Source organism: Streptomyces brevispora (genome assembly GCF_007829885.1).
GTDB classification, from domain to species: domain Bacteria; phylum Actinomycetota; class Actinomycetes; order Streptomycetales; family Streptomycetaceae; genus Streptomyces; species Streptomyces brevispora.
Genome location: NZ_VIWW01000001.1, coordinates 2,211,884 through 2,228,069 on the forward strand (window position 1 = coordinate 2,211,884; position 16,186 = coordinate 2,228,069).

18 protein-coding genes and 2 pseudogenes are annotated in these 16,186 nt (G+C 66.9%); 7 read left to right on the plus strand and 13 right to left on the minus strand.

The features are described from left to right. Positions 1-47 precede the first annotated feature (47 nt). From FHX80_RS10160 to FHX80_RS36745, 4 genes and pseudogenes are all read right to left on the minus strand, one after another. A complete protein-coding gene (locus tag FHX80_RS10160) occupies positions 48-551 on the minus strand; it encodes a hypothetical protein (protein WP_145763901.1) in 504 nt (167 codons plus the stop codon). Between the two features lie 41 nt (positions 552-592). Next, a pseudogene (locus FHX80_RS36740) lies at positions 593-874 on the minus strand (transposase family protein); the annotation flags it as partial. A gap of 471 nt (positions 875-1,345) precedes the next feature. After that, positions 1,346-2,269 (minus strand): WD40 repeat domain-containing protein, encoded by a 924-nt coding sequence (locus FHX80_RS10170; RefSeq protein WP_244318197.1) that lies wholly within the window; start codon positions 2,267-2,269, stop codon positions 1,346-1,348. Next, positions 2,270-2,704, minus strand: a pseudogene (locus tag FHX80_RS36745) (WD40 repeat domain-containing protein); the annotation flags it as partial. On the opposite strand from FHX80_RS36745, the gene FHX80_RS10175 reads away from it, so the two are divergent. Further along, positions 2,651-2,896 (plus strand): DUF7848 domain-containing protein, encoded by a 246-nt coding sequence (locus tag FHX80_RS10175; protein ID WP_145763903.1) that lies wholly within the window; start codon positions 2,651-2,653, stop codon positions 2,894-2,896. The pseudogene FHX80_RS36745 and the gene FHX80_RS10175 sit on opposite strands and share 54 nt — an antisense overlap. A gap of 69 nt (positions 2,897-2,965) precedes the next feature. Here FHX80_RS10175 and FHX80_RS10180 read toward each other — a convergent pair whose 3' ends face one another. Continuing rightward, entirely contained in the window at positions 2,966-3,982 is a 1,017-nt protein-coding gene (locus FHX80_RS10180) for a hypothetical protein (RefSeq protein WP_145763904.1), read from the minus strand. 466 nt (positions 3,983-4,448) lie between these two features. On the opposite strand from FHX80_RS10180, the gene FHX80_RS10185 reads away from it, so the two are divergent. The 3 genes from FHX80_RS10185 to FHX80_RS10195 are packed head-to-tail and all read left to right on the plus strand — an operon-like array spanning position 4,449 to position 6,521. Next, positions 4,449-5,078, plus strand: coding sequence for a replication initiator (locus FHX80_RS10185; RefSeq protein WP_425281680.1), 630 nt, complete (start codon positions 4,449-4,451; stop codon positions 5,076-5,078). Continuing rightward, on the plus strand, positions 5,071-5,256 hold the full coding sequence (locus tag FHX80_RS10190) for a helix-turn-helix domain-containing protein (RefSeq protein WP_145763905.1): 186 nt from the start codon (positions 5,071-5,073) through the stop codon (positions 5,254-5,256). Before FHX80_RS10185 ends, FHX80_RS10190 begins: the two co-directional genes overlap by 8 nt. After that, the gene (locus FHX80_RS10195; protein ID WP_145763906.1) at positions 5,253-6,521 is read left to right on the plus strand and encodes a tyrosine-type recombinase/integrase; all 1,269 of its coding nucleotides are present in this window, start codon (positions 5,253-5,255) and stop codon (positions 6,519-6,521) included. Before FHX80_RS10190 ends, FHX80_RS10195 begins: the two co-directional genes overlap by 4 nt. 123 nt (positions 6,522-6,644) lie before the next feature. On the opposite strand, the gene FHX80_RS10200 is transcribed toward FHX80_RS10195, so the two are convergent. From FHX80_RS10200 to FHX80_RS10225, 6 genes are all read right to left on the minus strand, one after another. Then, the gene (locus FHX80_RS10200) at positions 6,645-7,220 is read right to left on the minus strand and encodes a hypothetical protein (protein ID WP_145763907.1); all 576 of its coding nucleotides are present in this window, start codon (positions 7,218-7,220) and stop codon (positions 6,645-6,647) included. A gap of 457 nt (positions 7,221-7,677) precedes the next feature. Then, a complete protein-coding gene (locus FHX80_RS10205) occupies positions 7,678-8,067 on the minus strand; it encodes a hypothetical protein (protein ID WP_145763908.1) in 390 nt (129 codons plus the stop codon). Between the two features lie 880 nt (positions 8,068-8,947). Further along, positions 8,948-9,184, minus strand: coding sequence for a helix-turn-helix domain-containing protein (locus FHX80_RS10210; protein ID WP_145763909.1), 237 nt, complete (start codon positions 9,182-9,184; stop codon positions 8,948-8,950). A 14-nt stretch (positions 9,185-9,198) separates the two neighbouring features. Continuing rightward, positions 9,199-9,537 (minus strand): helix-turn-helix domain-containing protein, encoded by a 339-nt coding sequence (locus FHX80_RS10215; protein WP_103532846.1) that lies wholly within the window; start codon positions 9,535-9,537, stop codon positions 9,199-9,201. After that, positions 9,534-9,917, minus strand: a complete 384-nt coding sequence (locus tag FHX80_RS10220; protein ID WP_145767193.1) for a type II toxin-antitoxin system RelE/ParE family toxin — start codon at positions 9,915-9,917, stop codon at positions 9,534-9,536. Before FHX80_RS10220 ends, FHX80_RS10215 begins: the two co-directional genes overlap by 4 nt. Before the next feature lie 650 nt (positions 9,918-10,567). After that, on the minus strand, positions 10,568-11,011 hold the full coding sequence (locus tag FHX80_RS10225; RefSeq protein WP_280118744.1) for a GntR family transcriptional regulator: 444 nt from the start codon (positions 11,009-11,011) through the stop codon (positions 10,568-10,570). A 306-nt stretch (positions 11,012-11,317) separates the two neighbouring features. Between FHX80_RS10225 and FHX80_RS10230 the strand changes: the two genes are divergently transcribed. From FHX80_RS10230 to FHX80_RS10240, 3 genes are read left to right on the plus strand one after another with little or no spacing between them, the layout of a single operon-like run. Further along, on the plus strand, positions 11,318-13,012 hold the full coding sequence (locus FHX80_RS10230; protein WP_145763911.1) for a replication initiator: 1,695 nt from the start codon (positions 11,318-11,320) through the stop codon (positions 13,010-13,012). Further along, a complete protein-coding gene (locus FHX80_RS10235) occupies positions 13,009-13,200 on the plus strand; it encodes a helix-turn-helix domain-containing protein (RefSeq protein ID WP_145763912.1) in 192 nt (63 codons plus the stop codon). The genes FHX80_RS10230 and FHX80_RS10235 overlap by 4 nt, the downstream gene beginning before the upstream one ends. After that, the gene (locus FHX80_RS10240) at positions 13,200-14,486 is read left to right on the plus strand and encodes a tyrosine-type recombinase/integrase (protein WP_145763913.1); all 1,287 of its coding nucleotides are present in this window, start codon (positions 13,200-13,202) and stop codon (positions 14,484-14,486) included. Before FHX80_RS10235 ends, FHX80_RS10240 begins: the two co-directional genes overlap by 1 nt. Positions 14,487-14,612: 126 nt before the next feature. Here the strand turns inward: FHX80_RS10240 and FHX80_RS10245 are convergent, their stop codons facing one another. Then, positions 14,613-15,095 (minus strand): SMI1/KNR4 family protein, encoded by a 483-nt coding sequence (locus FHX80_RS10245; RefSeq protein ID WP_145763914.1) that lies wholly within the window; start codon positions 15,093-15,095, stop codon positions 14,613-14,615. Next, the gene (locus FHX80_RS35135; RefSeq protein WP_208764618.1) at positions 15,095-16,186 is read right to left on the minus strand and encodes an HNH endonuclease; all 1,092 of its coding nucleotides are present in this window, start codon (positions 16,184-16,186) and stop codon (positions 15,095-15,097) included. Before FHX80_RS35135 ends, FHX80_RS10245 begins: the two co-directional genes overlap by 1 nt.

Sequence of the window (16,186 nt, forward strand, 5' to 3'; positions counted from 1 at the left end):
GCGCTTGCCGCTCGCGGAGAGCGAGCGGTGTCACAGGGCGTCGCTCTCTACACGTTTCCCAGATAACGCAGCAGTTGCCACCACTCATCGGATTCCGAGGAACCCGTGATGCGCAGGTATCCCGGTCCGAGTGCGTACTCCGACACGAACTCGGCGAGGCTGTCCGCCACTCGCTCGAATCGGCGGCTCGCCCACCAGGACGTCAACATGTCGGGGTAGGTCCAGATCGAGCCGTCCCGGCGATTGGCCAGCACAGGATTCTCGTTGACCTTCCCGACGACAAACCAGTTGGCCGGATCTTCGGGAACTTCGGCCATGCCAGGGGAAATCAATGCCTGCGACTTCTGAGCGAACTTCCTGTCGAGGATCACCACTGACCCCATGATGACTCCGTCGGCAGCCAGCAAGAAATCCAGGTACTCCTCGGGAGCATCCAATTCTGGCCGCCGGGAGACGCCTTCCGGAACAGAATTGAAGATACTCCACTCCTCGCTGGAGTCGATGGCTTCACGAACCCTCGCGAGACCCTGCCTGAACTCATCTGTGATCATTGAGCCTTTCCCAGTAATTGATCATGACGGTCCGTGATCGTTCAGATGGTGCGCTCGTACTCGAGCTGTAGCAGTACGAGGGCTGCGGCGGCGATCTTCGTGATGCGACTGGAATCGAGACTGACCCGGCGCAGGGCCGTGAAGGTGGTCTTGGGCAGGGAGTTGGCGCGCTCGCAGACGCCGTGGATGCCGCGGATAACCTTGTTGTACGTCTGCTGGGCCTCGGTCAACTTGCCTCCCGCGGGCTTCTTGACGGGGTGGCGGAAGCCGTCGTCGGCGTTCTCGTAGCCGAGGTCGACCAGGGTCGGGATGTTCACGGCGGCGATTGCGAAGCCGCCCGCCTTCCAGCCCGGCACGGTCGACAAATCGGACTGGTACAGGACCGCATCCTTGTCCAGATCGTCCTCATCCCCCTCCCAGGCATCGGTCCGCTCCCGCAGATCCTCCGGAAGCAGGCCGGGGTCCGGATACTCCACCACCTGTTCGGGATCGAGCGTGCACGGGGACGGCACGTACCCCTGGGACCCCACCACTTCGGGCTCCGGCTGGTCAGCCATCACGCCTCTGGCACCCACCGCGATGTCTCTCATCCATGGCGTGTTCACCGGGTCCTGCGTGAGAGTTACCAGGTTCCGTTTCTTCCTGGACTGCTTGACCTGCGGCAGATCGATTTCATCATCCAGGTCGCTCGCACCTGTGCGAAACGCCCGGCTGGAGGCTCCAGCCGGGCGTCTGCATCCTCTCTTTGAGTCCGGTGAACCAGCGCGCAACAACTCCCGGGCTACGGGCCGAAGCTACCCGGCCGACTCCCCCTGGTTCCCATCGAGGCTTTCCAGGATCTCAAGGACGAGGTCGGCCGCGCCGGGAACACCCTCGCGCTTCAGTTCTCCCTTCAGCGCGGGAATGCTGCCACGGATGGCTTCACGGCACTCGACCTCCAGGAACGGCCTGTCGAGTGCGACCTCGCTGCTGTCGGACTCCCCCGTGACCAGACCGAGGAGCAGGTCCAGCATGGCCAGCCTCGACGGAGCGGAGAGGTCCTTCTCGCGGAGTGCCGCGACGATCATCGAGGCAACCGGGGCGGCAGCCTCGAACAGCATCGAGCCCGTCTCGATGTCATCGGCCAGGTCGACCGCCTCGGCTTCTTCCTCGGTTCTCGCCGCGACCAGCGTGGCGAAGCTGTACGGAACGTGGCGCGCGCCTCGGCCGCAGCCGCACCGCATGGCCGGCCAGTCGTGCCGGGCGGCCTCGATACGCCAACTGCCCGCCGACACGTCGGACGGAACGTGCCTAATCCGCTGCTCAGTACCGCCGAACCACGTACTCGACAGGGGACGACCGCCCGTGCGGTCCCAAACAGCGACCGTCCCGCCGCAGTCGGTCCCGACAACGCGTTCGCCGTCGGCACTGAACCCGACCGATCGCACCCATCCGCCGAGCCCCTCGCAGGTCGCCACCGACGCACCAGTAGCCGCATTCCAGAGCCGCACCACTTGGTCCATGCCACCGGTCGCGACCACGGCGCCGTCCGGGCTGACGGCCCCTGCGAGAACCGAATCCCGGTGCCCGCCAAGTGCTACCGACGGCGTGCCGTGCAGCGAAGCGTCCAGGTCCCAGACCCGTACCGCGCCGCCACGGCCGCCGACCATCAGACGGTCGCCCTGCGGCGTGATGACCACGGCTCCTGGCCAGGGCCCCCGGTCTTCGAACACCGCCACCGGCGTTCCGGATTCGGCGTCCCAGATCTGGATTCGGCCACCGTGCGTGCCGGTAACGAGATGCCGACCGTCCGGATGCCACGCAAGTGCTCTGACCGATTCGCCGAAGCCGTCGGACGGTTCACCGACCGCGAATTCCGCAAGGACGTCGGAGCCCTTTGTGTCCTGGACGCGTACGACACCGTCCGCGCCGCCGGACGCCAGCCGGGCCCCACATCGGGTCCACGCGAGCGATCCCACTGAAGCCGCGTGCCCCGTGAGCGATTGCCCGAGCCGGACACCACCCTCGTCCGCGGAGCCGAGGGACGTACCGCCCGAGGATGTTCGTCCGCCGGCTCCGACGGAGGAGTTGAGCGCGAAGGTGGCCGCGGCCAACCGGAGGTGGGGACGGTGACCCCTCGCTCGGTCCTGCGCTACGAAACCTGGACTCTCCAACCCGACCGCGAGCGGGACGCGGAGCCGGTCCTGTACGTGATGCAGTGCGCCGTGGACAGCGAGACCTCACCGACAAGCGAGGACTTCGCCGAACCGCAGAACTGGGTACTGCGCCACTGCGGCCAGAACCCGTCCCACCACACGTACCAGGAGATCATCACCAGGCCCTGGCAGGCCTGGCGGCAGACATGAACCAGCCCTTGCCGCCCCAAGGCCCGCGCCGCGCCGGGTGGCCCGGTCGGTCAGGGCGTGGTGGCAAGGTCAGCCCTGGAAGCTGAGCCGTGGCGGGTGGGTGGGGTCCGCCCGGCAGAAGAAGACGTTCATGGAGCCCCAGCGGCCCACGGTGACCTGGGTGGGAATATTGGTGCCTCTGGCGTCCGCAGTTGCACGGTCCTCCAGCGGAGTCCAGCTGCGGTTCCCGCCGTCCCACTCACCGCTCGCCACCGTCACCAGCAGGTCCGTCCGAGCCCCACACGAGCAGAGCACGTCGGCGCGACCCGTCCCGTGCCAGGAAGCGAATCCGCCGGCCTTCCATCCGGGTGCGACCGACAGGTCGGACCGGTAGAGGACCGCGTCCTCGTCCAGGTCGTCCTCGTCGCCCTCCCACGCGTCGATGCGCTCCCGCAGGTCGTCCGGGAGCAGCTCGATGTCCGGATGTTCGACGACCTGCTCGGGGTCGAGCGTGCACGACGCGGGAACGTACCCCTCGGAGCCAACCACTTCGGGTTCCGGCTGAACGGCCAGGACGTCACCGACCTCGGAAGACCGGCGCCAGAGCAGAGTGACAGCGGGCTCATGGCGGCCGTGATGCGCATCGAACGGGCACCACAGGATCTGAAGCAGATCATGATCGGCCGGCCCGCCGAGGTCGGGCACGTCCCGCCGGAACAACTGGGCCACCGCAAGGAGGGGAATCGGGTCCGTTTCTCCGAGCAAGGGGGCATGGCGCCCCCGCTTGAGTGAGCGCAGCACGTCGCCCTCCTCGTCCGTGGGACCAGGACGCTGCCCCGGAGCGGGAACCCGGCTCCACGCCTCGGCGAGGATGCGACGGCGCAGCCGTACGTCCGCCGTCCGCTCCCCGTAACCCCGCCGGTGCCGCTCAGAACAGACCGGCCACGGTTCATCCGCCGGCCAGAGGAGCGGTCCGCCCACCGAGCTGTCGCCGGGCTCCGGAGCGCCTGGGCGCGGATGCAGGCGCGTCGTGCTGCGGCGATGGACAGCGAGGTCCGGGAAGATCCTCTCGATGTCGATCGGACGTGAGGGGGTGGTGCGGGACATGCGGCTCCTTGAACGGGCCGGGGCCACAGGCTACTGCCTGTGGCCCCAGGGTCATGCGTGGTTGCAACTATTCACTACTGGCCAGTACGCACTCCCGATGCCGGGTTTTCCAACCACCCGCTGAGCTCGAATCCTCTGTTCCCGTGAACTGAGAATTTCAGCGCAATGGGAATCGGTACCAGAGGTCTTCGTGGAGCCCGTCCTCTGCGCGACGCAGCGCGCCGTGGGCGGAGAGACGTCGCCGACAGGCGAGGACTTCACCGAACCGCAGAACAGTGCTACGGCACCGCGGCCGGCACCTGTCCCACCGCGCCTACCGGGAGATCATCGCGCGGCCCTGCCGAGGGCCAGGCGGCAGACGTGACGTGCGGCGCTCACCCCGGCACCGTGCAGGGAGTGCCGGACGGGTGGGGCCGGGCAGGGGCCGGCAGAGGACGGCCAGTTGGTCACTATTTTCCACATCGTCTTGCGTTTGACGCACTGGCGAGGGCCCTCAGGGGAGCTGCTCGCCAACGCCGTCCAAACTGCCGCCGCTAGCGCCCACGTTGAAGGTCCGGAGATCGACGGCCGCGCCTGCTCCTTCGGCTTCGGCAAGCAGCTCGACGTCAAGGTCATCCGGTCCGCCGCCTTCCAGGACAGGAGCACGATCACCGAGGGCAAGGTCGCCGGGTACGTCGCCAAGTACGCCACCAAGGGCGCCGAAAGTGCGACCGGCACCCTCGACCGCCGCCTGAAACTGATCGCTGAACTCAGCCAGGAAACCATTCCCGACCACGCCGCCCGCATGATCCGCACTGCCTGGGCACTCGGCGCCCGCCGCGACCTCGAACACCTGAAACTGCGCGCCTTGGCCCACATGCTCGGCTTCCGCGGCCACTTCTCCACCAAGACCCGCACCTACTCCACCACCCTCGGAGCTCTCCGCGACGCCCGCGCCGTCTGGCACCGCCGCCACGCCCCCGCACCCGAAGCAACCACGCTCGTACTCGCCCACTGGGCCTTCGACGGCATCGGCCTCACACCCGACCTTGAACGCCTCGCCGTACTCATCGGCGGTAGCCCGGCGCGCGAACAGGCGGTGACAGCCGATGCATGACGACGAACTGCTCACCGTCCCCGGGGCCATGGCCCGCCTCAAGATCGGCCGCTCCGCCCTCTACGACCTCCTGCGCACCCGGCGCCTGGCCTCACTGACCATCGGCCGCGCCCGCCGCATCCCCGCCCACGCCCTGGACGACTACATCCAGAGCCACCTGGAAGAGGCCGCCCGATGACCGTCCCCAAGCGCAAGAAGGCCCGCGCCAACGGCGAAGGCACCATCTATCAGCGCAAGGACGACCGCTGGGAAGCCGCCGGATATGTCCTCGCCGCCGACGGCAGCCACAAACGCGTCCGCGTCTACGGCACCACCCGCAAGGACGCCGCCAACAAACTCGCCGCGAAGATCGCCGACAGTAACCGCGGCCTCCCTGTGGCGACCGCAGACAGCACCGTCGGCGACTACCTCACCTACTGGCTCGGCAGCGTCGCCATCCACCGGCTCCGCGAGAACACCCACACCCGCTACGCCACCTGCATACGCCTCCACCTCATCCCCGGCCTCGGCACCAAGAAGGTCGCGCGGCTGACCGCACGCGACGTACGCACCTTTCTCGACCGGCTCCGCACCACCTGCCAGTGCTGCGCCCAGGGGCTGGACACCGAAAGGAATGCCTGCTGCGCGATCAGCGAGTGCTGCCAGAAGCGACTGTCCCCCTTGACCGTGACCTATGTGCACTCGGTGCTCAAGTCGGCACTGGAACACGCCGTACGAGAAGACGAACTACCCGGCAACATCGCCCGGAACGTGAAGACCACCGCGCCCCGGCCCAGGCGCTTCCAGCCTCTCACCGCGACCGAAGCCCGCCAGTTCCTCGACACGGCCCGTAGCGACGGGCTCCACGCGCTGTACGAACTCGCCCTGCGCACCGGACTCCGCAAAGGCGAACTCCTCGGCCTCCACTGGGAAGACCTCGACCTCGACGCGGGCACCGCCAGCATCCGCCGGTCCCTCCAACGCACCCAGAGCGGTGGCCTGACCGCTCTGCCCACCAAGACCCGCGCATCCGAACGCCGCATCGCACTCCCCACCGAGTGTGTCTACTCGCTGAAGAACCACCGGCAACGTCAGGAAGCAGAACGCAAGATAGCCGGGGTGGGCTGGAAGGACAGCGGGCTCGTCTTCGTCACGCCTACCGGCGGACCGATCGACCCGGCCAACATGACCCGGCGCTTCGGTCGGCTCCTCAACCGGGCCGGGCTCCGCCGCATCCGCTTCCATGACCTGCGCCACTCGACGGCCACCCTGCTCCTGGAACAAGGCGTCGACCTCGTCGTGATCAAAGAACTCCTCGGTCACGCTCACATCGGCGTCACCGCCGGCGTCTACGCCCACGTGAGACTCCGTCTCCAGCGACAGGCTATCGACACCCTGGGCGACGCCCTCAGCCCGACCAACGACCACCCTGACGACCCGCCTGCCGCAGCAGCTGTCCGCTGACGTTGCCGTCACCGTTGCCGTCAAAGACCTTCGGGAGCCCCTACCTTGGGGCTCCCGTTTGCTGTCGCACCCCCGACTCAGACAACCGGCCGCACGCAAGATCGGCAGCTGTGGAGAGAAGAGCTAACGATGACTGCCCAGCCAGCGCCGGGTAGCAGCGCGGGTGAATTCGTCGGTACGCGGCCACTCGACCATCCATTCCCCATGCTGCCGGAGGGTTTGGGCATGCTGAGGTTCACGCACCATGCTGAAATCGATAGACATCTGCCCAACATCACACCTAAGGATGACGTTCCCATCCAGAGAAAGCATGACAAATGAAGGAAGACAGGGCCCATTCCCTAGAATTCTAGATGCCGCACCCGCGCCAACAATGTCCCACTCGTTCAGCAGCTCAACTCGAACCCACCACCACTGGGGTGAATCACGCTCCGCGCGGTTGACTGCCACAAGAAATTGGGAGCCAACTCCGGCCAAAAGCCCACCATCCTGCGCCAGCCGATACCATTCAGCGTTCGCCTTTTCCCGCACCCTCGGATCATCCAAATCCACGGCGGCCCCGAGGGCCCCCTCCTCTGAGGAGCAACTGCTAGCAAAGGTTGCAAGGGTGGGCGGGATGAGCGGATCGATCGAGTCAACCTCTCCCAACAACTCCAGCCCAGCCTGGGCGAGCGACGCCGACAGTGCAATGTCATCCATAATTGAGAGTCCTCAAAGCGCATCAGGCAGGGGCTGGCGCAAGCGTTTGTCCTGGCCTGGCAGCGTCTGACCGGCCTGACCGCCATCACCCGACAAACGGCCCCGCCCCGACGAAGACCAGGAAGGAGAACCCCGTAGCACCCCGGGACCGTGGAACCCGGCGCAGCCACAGCCACATGCGAAGACCCCGACCGCGAACAGTAGAGACAAATCAGGGCGAAGTGATCACCCTATGCGGCAACGATCACCGCTGAAGGATCGAGGTTCACACTGGTCCGACTCGGCTGACCGAAAACGGGAGTGCAAAAATAAGTCGGGCACATACTGCTGGAACACCAAGGGCGCGACAGCAACATACATGTAGCTCTCGCGCCCTCGGCAGTGCCGCCTTTAGCGAAACGTGGGGCCACCCCTCAAACAAGGAGGGGCACTCCCGGCGTTCAGGCGAGGTTCAATATCAGAGACCATCAAGCTTATGTTCGAGCACCTGACCGCTAATGATCTTCTCTAGGCCATCACGATCGCCCGCTTTAGCCTTTAGGCCCTCAATCCACGAGTCCGCCGAAATCCAGTCGAGAGGAAGCCGAGATTTGGGCCATTTAGCAGCGAGCTCACTTGCGAGTACCAATCCCTTAGCCACCAGTCTGTCATCACCAGCTGCTGCTGAAATGAGAACACTGTCTTCCATCTCCAGCACACCGGGCGGAAGCCCTTTCTCCTGGCGAGCCGAACAGACCGAGTGATATTCATTCACGATCTCGCTCAGCGGCGGAGGATCACTAAGGGAAAGGTGGGACTGCTCAGCGAGAGCAGCAACAGCTGCGTGAAACTCATCTTTGTGGCGCACGAAGAGCACCGTCTCCGGCTGCCCCGAGGACCTTTCAAGTCGCCTACCCAAAGTCAGGGAGACTGCTGGAAACTGCCGGGTCAGCGCGTGTACGTGCACGGTAGGGATATACCCATCCCCAGACGTAGACCGGTCGAGGCAGACGCCTTGCAGAACCGGACCAATTCGCCGCAGGAGATGCAACCGGCGCCAGATATGAAACCCGGGGAATGCAGACTCCCAGTCCAAGGTCACACGTCGCGCCGTAGCAGCATTAGGATTTTTCATGGATTTACCTCGACCGTCAGGGACACACCTGGAACGTTGTTGGCATTTAGATTGGCTTGCCGCTACCCGATCCCCCGACCGGGTTTCACGAGGAATTTGTAATCATAGACAATCCCAGTCGCCGGATCAAAGACATCTGGGCGAGCACTGCCCCTCGTCCCCTTAGGCATAGGAGCCCCTCCTGCGAAACTCTGCTCTACAAGCAACCCACGTGAACCATAAATTCCCTGATACCGGTCCAGTAGCTTCTCGGCGTACGTGTGCTTTTTGGTTCCTGCAACGGCACCGCTCCCTCCGACCTTACGTTCCGCCCGCGTTGCAATGGATTGAACAAGTTCCAGATCGGTTGGATCACTGGAGCCATTACAGGTACAAGGCTTTCCGTTGGGGGCTACGCCGCTACCGCAATTGTGAACGAGTACCGGGGTCGCCCCAGCCAGCACATAGTACGTGTGCGAGCGGGGTCGCCGTCAGCTGCTACTTCGCTGGTCAGGCTCCGGTTTGACAGCCGTTCCACGTCCGTGCGTGTGCACTGAAGTCCGCCGGTGTTGCCGTCACTACTGCCGTCGGTGGTCTACGCCGCCTGGGGAATTCCAGGAATTCCGAATGCGTGTCAAGCGGCTTTGTCGTGCGGGGTGAGGCTTATGGTCAGGTCGGCGCCGAGAGCCTGAGCCAGGCGGCGCAGGAGGGGAAGCGTGGGCACGGTCCCGCCGCCTTCGAAGCGGGAGATCTGCGGCTGCTTCATTCCGCACCGCTCGGCCAGCGCGGCCTGGGACAGCCCGAGCTCGAGGCGCCGGTCGTGGACGAGTTGCCCGAGCTCACGGGCGAGCGCGGAAGGCGGGTCCTGCATGGTTCCTCCCCGCCTCAGGCCGCTGGTGCGACGATGGTGACGGTGGGCTCGTCTCCGCCGGCGAGGTGCACGTCCACCGTGAGGTCCAGTGCGCGGGCCAGGCGCATGATGACCGCGATGGGCGGCAGCTCGGTGGCCGTCTCGATGCCTTCGATGTCATCGACGTCGACGTGCATGCGCTCGGCGAGGTCGGCCTCGCTCAGGCCCAGCTGCTTACGCCGGTTGTAGACGGCTTTGCCCAACGTCATGGCGAGACCGGCCTCTTCGTAGACCCGGTCGTACTCGGGGTCAGCGTCCAGGTGTTCGCCCAGCAGCTGACGGTGGCGACGGGTCCTCCATTCGCTGTGGTTCATCGGTTCTCCTTGAGGTTGCGGCTGTAGAGGTCGTGCTCGGCGGCGGCTTTATGCTCTGCCTCGCACAATCGCTGTGCGGCGTGGGCGCGGTCCACTTCGGCCTGCTCGCGCATCTTGGTCTTGCGGAACACGGTGAGCAGCACGACACGTCGGCCGGGCGCCAGCCAGTAGGTGATCCGCTGATGGGCATCGCCGAGGCGGAAGCGCAGCTCGCGGAGCTTGCCGCCCAGATGGCGGGAGTGCGGTTCGTCGAGCGTGGTGGGCTGCTCGGCGAGCAGGTCGGCGATGCGTTCGGCCTGCTTGTAGTGATGGGCGGGAATGTTCTCCAGCCACAGCCGTACCTCCGGCTCGATCTCGATCGAGTAGCGCCCGCCGCCCATAGCGCCGATGATATATGGCGCGGGGGGCAAGAGCGCGGCTTCGTAGTTCAGGTCGAGTGCCGTTGCCGCGATCGCAGCCACTCCGGCGTTGCACGCCCCTATGGCCCCCCTCATCCTGATGCGGCGGCGGTGCCGCAAACCAGCAGCAACCGGCCAGGGCGGCGCAGGGTCGGCTTCTTCCGGCGGGATCGGGCCTGAGCGGGAGAGGCAGCGTACGGCCGGGCTGATGCGTTGCCCAGTCTGGCTGCGCGGGGACCGGGGCGGGAGGGGTCGGTCTGCCACGGGCGGCCGGGAGCTCGCTCCCCGCCGGAGGCGACGTCGGCCGCCGCCCTCGGTGAGCCCGGCGAGGGGTATTGAGGGTCGGCCCCCTGGTCGGCCCTTGCCTGCGATCCGGCCGCAGGACGGTCGCAGGCGATAGCTTGCTCCGCCAGGAGCCCGGCTCCGGTCATCCCGGTGATCTGGCCGGTTGCCGCTCGCGCAGCCCGGCTGCCCGGTCGGCTCGGTGCCTCCAGTAGCGCCTGATCGCGGGAGCAGACGGCGGGGCTTGTCGGCAACGGCGGCCAGCCTTGGCGGGCGGGGGCCGCCTTGAACCTCGTAGAGAAAATCTGAACGCACGCTCATGGGACTCCCGGGCCGCCCGGCGCGGTGGGTCAGCGGTCCCGCGTGCCGCTGCGCGTCTCCAGGGCTTCGATGCGGCCACGAAGGTCGGCGATCTGCTCGACGGCGTCGGCCAGTGCCCGTTCCAGCGCCTCGACGCGGGCCGTTGCCACGACGGCGGGTGCGGTCGTCTCCGGGCCGTCGAGGTCATCGGCACCGTCGGGGTGGTCGTGGTGGGCGACGAAGGCGCCCTTGCCAGGACGGGAGACCGCCCACCCCTCTTGTTTCAGCAGGGTCATGGCCTTCTGCACGGTCAGGCTCGACGCCCCGAACTCGCGCATCAGCACGGCTTGTGTCGGCAACGCGTCACCCGGCCGCAGCCCACCCGAGCGGATCCGCTCACGCACAGCCTCAGCGATGACCTCGAACGTCAGTGGCACCCCGCTGCCCGCCGGCCTGCGCCCGCGCCGCCTCACCACCACGCCCCGCCACCCCACTTCTCCGTGCCCTTTACCAGCGAAATCCGGCCGTTCCAAACCGGGAAACCGGCCCCACACTACCCGCGTCCCACCACCCACCAGAAAGGAATCAGGAGGGATGCACTTGAATGCGCCTGTGAGGCGATGTTAACGTCACGCACCCGCCGGTGATCACCACCGTGCCCCGCCGACCAGCCCCCGCTGGTCCGGCCCTCGCGCCCAGCATCGAGGCACCCCGTTCCCCTGTGAGCCGACAACGTCGGCCTGCCCGCATCGCACCCGCGCCGTATCGCTTCCGCGTACTCGCCGAAAGGCCCCTTCCGCATGCCCGCACAGCTTCCGCTCCCGTACCCCGCGACCGTTCCAGCCTCCATTCCTCCGTTGCCGTCGGGGTTCACGGCACCGACCTGCCCGGCGAACGCCACCATCTCGACGGCAGCAGGGAGGTCGCCGCTGGAGCGCCGCGCCAGGCTCACCGCCAAGCTGACGAAGCTAGCCGTCGCCGGCCAACTCGCACCCCTCGCACACCAGATAGCCGGACTCGGTGGCTGCGCGCACCCGATCCGCCTCACCGGGCACCGCACCCGACTCGACAGCGCGACCGGCGAGATCCTCGACCACTTCGACTCCAGCCGACTCCCGGCGGGCGAACTGCTGGTCCGCTGCGGCAACCGCCGCGCCACCCGATGCCCCGCCTGCTCCACCGTCTACCGCTACGACACCTACCAACTCATCACCGCCGGCCTGCGCGGCGGCAAGACCGTCCCCACCAGCGTCGCCGCCCACCCCCGCGTCTTCGCCACCCTCACCGCACCCGGCTTCGGCCCCGTCCACAACCAGCCCGACACCGGCCCCTGCCACTGCGGCCACATCCACTCTGACGACGACCGGCTGCTGGGCACGCCTCTCGACCCCGAGCGGTACGACTACGCGGGCGCGGTGCTGTGGAACGCGCATGCCCCGGCCCTGTGGGCCCGCTTCACCACACATCTGCGGCGGGAGATCGCGAAGGCGGCGGGGCTGACGCAGCGTGTTTTGCGGGACCACGCCACGCTCTCCTACGCCAAGGTCGCCGAATACCAGAAACGCGGCCAGGTCCACTTCCACGCTGTCATCCGCCTCGACGGACCCACCGGCCCCGGGAGCACCCCGCCCGCCTGGGCCACCGTCCAGCTCCTCGACCACGCCGTCCGCGCCGCCGCCACACGTACCCGCGTCGTGCACGAGGGCCAGCCTCAGCAGCCCGCCGCGAACACGCCCGGGGCCCGGGAGGCCGTCCGCAGCGATCGGTTGGTGTTCCGGTTCGGGCAGCAGATCGACGTCCGGGCGATCCGCAGTACGGACTTCACCGGCGGCGGCCCGGTCACCGACCGGCACATCGCCGGCTACATCGCCAAGTACGCCACCAAGGGCGCCGAGACCACCACCGGCACCCTCGACCACCGCCTCCGCCTCCTCGCCGAACTCACCGGCCACGACATCACCGACCACGCCCGCCGCATGATCCACACCGCCTGGCACCTCGCCACCAAACGCCGGCACACCCACCTCCGCCTACGCCAATGGGCCCACATGCTCGGCTTCCGAGGCCACTTCTCCACCCGCACCCGCCACTACTCCACCACCCTCGCCCACCTCCGAGCCGAACGCACCGCCTGGCGCCTTGGTCGGCCCGACGCCCAGACCCCAGCCCCCGTGCCGGCTGAGCCGCAGACCAACCAGACGGACAGCAGTCCGGTCGATGACCGCGCCGAACACTCCACCGACCTGGCAGCCGGTCACCGCAACATCGCCGGTCAGCACGTGGACACGGACACCACGCTGGTCATCTCCCACTGGCAGTACGCCGGAACCGGCCTCCTGCCCGAACTCGAACATCTCGCCGACCTCCTGGCCGCGAAACGGGAGGCCCGGCCCAAGCAACTGACCCAAACCCGAGGCTCGGACGGTCTTGGTGGCCGCGCCGGTTACTCCACTGATCGGCCGACCGGTGCCTTCTGGACGGGGGCCGTTACGTGACCGCCGGCACGGAACTCCTCACCGTCCCCCAGGTCATGGAACGCCTCCAACTCGGCCGCACCGCCGTCTACGACCTCATCCGCTCTCGTCAGCTCACCTCCCTCACCCTCGGCCGAGCCCGCCGGATCCCCGCCCACGCCCTCACCGACTTCATCCGTACCCGCCTCGACCAGGAAGCCGCCGCCTGATGATCACACCCCGCGACACCGCCGCCTCCCGCCGCACCCGCGCCAACGGCGACGGAACCGTCTACCAGCGAAAAGACCGCCGCTGGGAAGCCGCCGGATACGTCCTCGCCCCCGGCAACACCCGCAAGCGCATCCGCGTCTACGGCAACTCGCGCACGGAGGCGCTGGCCAAGCTGACCGAGAAGATCGCCGCCAGCAACCGCGGCGTCCCCGTCGTCACCGCCCAAGGCAGCCTCGCGGCATACCTGGCGTATTGGCTGGAGAGCGTCGCCGTCCACCATCTTCGCGAGACAACCCACACCCGCTACACCGCCTGCGTCGACCGCTACCTCATACCCGGCCTGGGCAGGAAGAAGCTCACCAAGCTCACCGCCAAGGACGTCCGCACCTGGCTCAACCAACTCCGCACCACCTGCCAGTGCTGCACACGCGGCATCGACGCCCGGCGCGACCAGCCCTGCTGCTGCGCTATCGGCCAGTGCTGCTCCAAGCTGCTCTCTCCGCTGACGCTCACCTACGTCCACTCTGTACTCAAGTCCGCCCTGGAGCACGCCGTCCGCGAGGAGGAGATCCCGCGCAACGTCGCCCGCAACGTCCGCACCGGCACCCCACGGCCCCGGCGCTTCGAACCCCTCACCGCCGACGAAGCCCGCCAGTTCCTCACCACCGTGCGCGGCCACCGGCTGCACGCCCTGTTCGAACTCGCCCTCCACACCGGACTCCGCAAGGGCGAACTCCTCGGCCTCCACTGGGAAGACCTCGACCTTGGCTCAGGCACCGCCAGCATCCGCCGCTCACTCCAACGGACCCGAACCGGCGGTCTGACCGTCCTTCCCACCAAGACCCGAGCATCCGAACGCCGCATCGCCCTGCCGACCGAGTGCGTCCACTCGCTGCGTGGCCACCAGGAACGACAGGAAGGAGAGCGCAACACGGCCGGGGTGGCTTGGAGGGAGAGCGGTCTCGTCTTCACCACTCCGACAGGTGGCCCCTTGGACCCAGCCAACATGACCCGCCGCTTCGCGGCATTCCTCAGCCGCGCCGGGCTGCGCCGCATCCGCTTCCACGACCTACGGCACTCCACGGCGACGTTGCTCCTGGAGCAGGGCATCGACCTCGTCGTCATCAAGGAGCTTCTCGGGCACGCCCACATCGGCGTCACCGCCGGCGTCTACGCCCACGTCCGACTCCGCCTCCAACGCCAAGCCATCGACACCCTGGGCAGCGTCCTCAACCTGAGCTCCGACGGCCCCGATAACCCACCCGCCACAGCCGCCGTCCGCTGACGTTGCCGTCAGCGTTGCCGTCAAAACACCAAGGGCCCCCTCCGCAACAGAATTGCGGAGGGGGCCCTTAAATGCGCGGCTGAATGAATCTGCCTACCAGGTCCCTGCGACTAGATCATGCCGGACCTAATTAATCGAACCGCAAGGAACAAGCCGCGCGAGGAACTCGCCAAACGACTGAGCTACTCGCCGAGGGATTCGGTCTTCATCGATGTATGCGACGGCAGGTTCACCCTCGGGACCACACTCGGAATAGTCGAGCATTACGGTGTCGTGGCCTGCGGAAGGCGTATCGCAAATCACTACACCGATATCTGGATACTTCCACTCGGAGATCAAGTAGGAGCTTCCCCTGCCGGATGATGAGTCGATACCCCACGTCCCCCCGATTCCCCGAATCCCACTGATCTCGAAATGATCGTCAGCCCAGGATGTCGGAAACAGTGTGGGATAGCAGAGATTTCGCGGGGTTCCGCCGTTCCGTAGGAGCAGTACGTCGACGTAGCTGCGGGGCAGGCGGACGCCGAGATTCTCCTCCGCTCGACGAATCATGTCGTCATCGAGCGCAGGCCCCGTGTAGTAGTCGCTATCTTCGAATAGTTCTGCCATCAGAATCCTCCGGTATGCCCGGTGTCGGCATGTGCCTGCCTCTGGATGAGCTGCATAAGCCCAGGGTCCTGATGATGATGCCACGTGTAGCCCTGCGGAGTGGAAGGCAACCCTGCGGCCTGATTGGCTAGCCTGAAGTCCTTCGATCTGCTGCCGGTGAGCTGAATTCGAACATCCGGCACCTGCGGGTGTCGCCACCCAGAGAAATCCGGGAATCCATTGGCGTCGAATGGAACATTCGTCTTCGGATGGACGTCTCCGGCGAGCTTGCCGTTGCGCACCTTGGGTATCCCGCCATTGGCGCAATCGCATGTCGTCGGGTGGCCCTGAACGGCTCCACCGCAATTGTGAACGAGGATCGGAGTTGCCCCCGCCAGCACATAGTACGTGTGCAAGCCCTCGATGCTGAGGTCGTACGTCGCGAGGGTTGCAGTGTAGGCCTTGGTGTCGATCACCACCGTGGGGCCGCCGGTGTCGTTCTGGAGCTTCTGGCCGGCCTTGAGGTTGGCGGCCTGGGTCCAGGCGTTCTTGGTGGCTTCGTAGAACTGGTGGTGCTTGGTGGTCTGGATCGTCTTTCGGCCGGACTTCGTGTCAACGACGACATCGACGTAGCCACGGTCCGTCTTGGTGACGAAGACCTCCTTGACCTTGTGCTTCTCCTGCTTCTTCTTGCCCGGTTCGGCCGTCAGGACGTAGTCCCCGACCTTCACCTCGGAGATCGGCTTGGTCGTGCCGTTCGCCAGCAGCACCCCGGTCAGGCCGGTGAAGCTGTGAGGAACGCGAACGCGGCAGCTGCCACCCGGAGAGGACGGCTGGCCGTCCGGCTCCTGCTTCGCCGTCGACTTGCGGCCGAACTTGCTGGCCGCCGCGCCGAACACACCACCCGTTGCCGCGCCCACCGCCGTGGCCTTCGCCGCGCCGCTGGCGCTGCACCCTTCCTCACTGGTCACGCAGGAGACGCCGTAACCGACCGCGCCTTCCGCAGCGCCCATCGCCGCACCGTTCAGCGCCTTGCCGCCGACACCGGCGAGCAGACGGCCCACCGCACCCGACGCCGCGCCGCCGACCGCGCCGCCGAGGGCGCCGGTCAC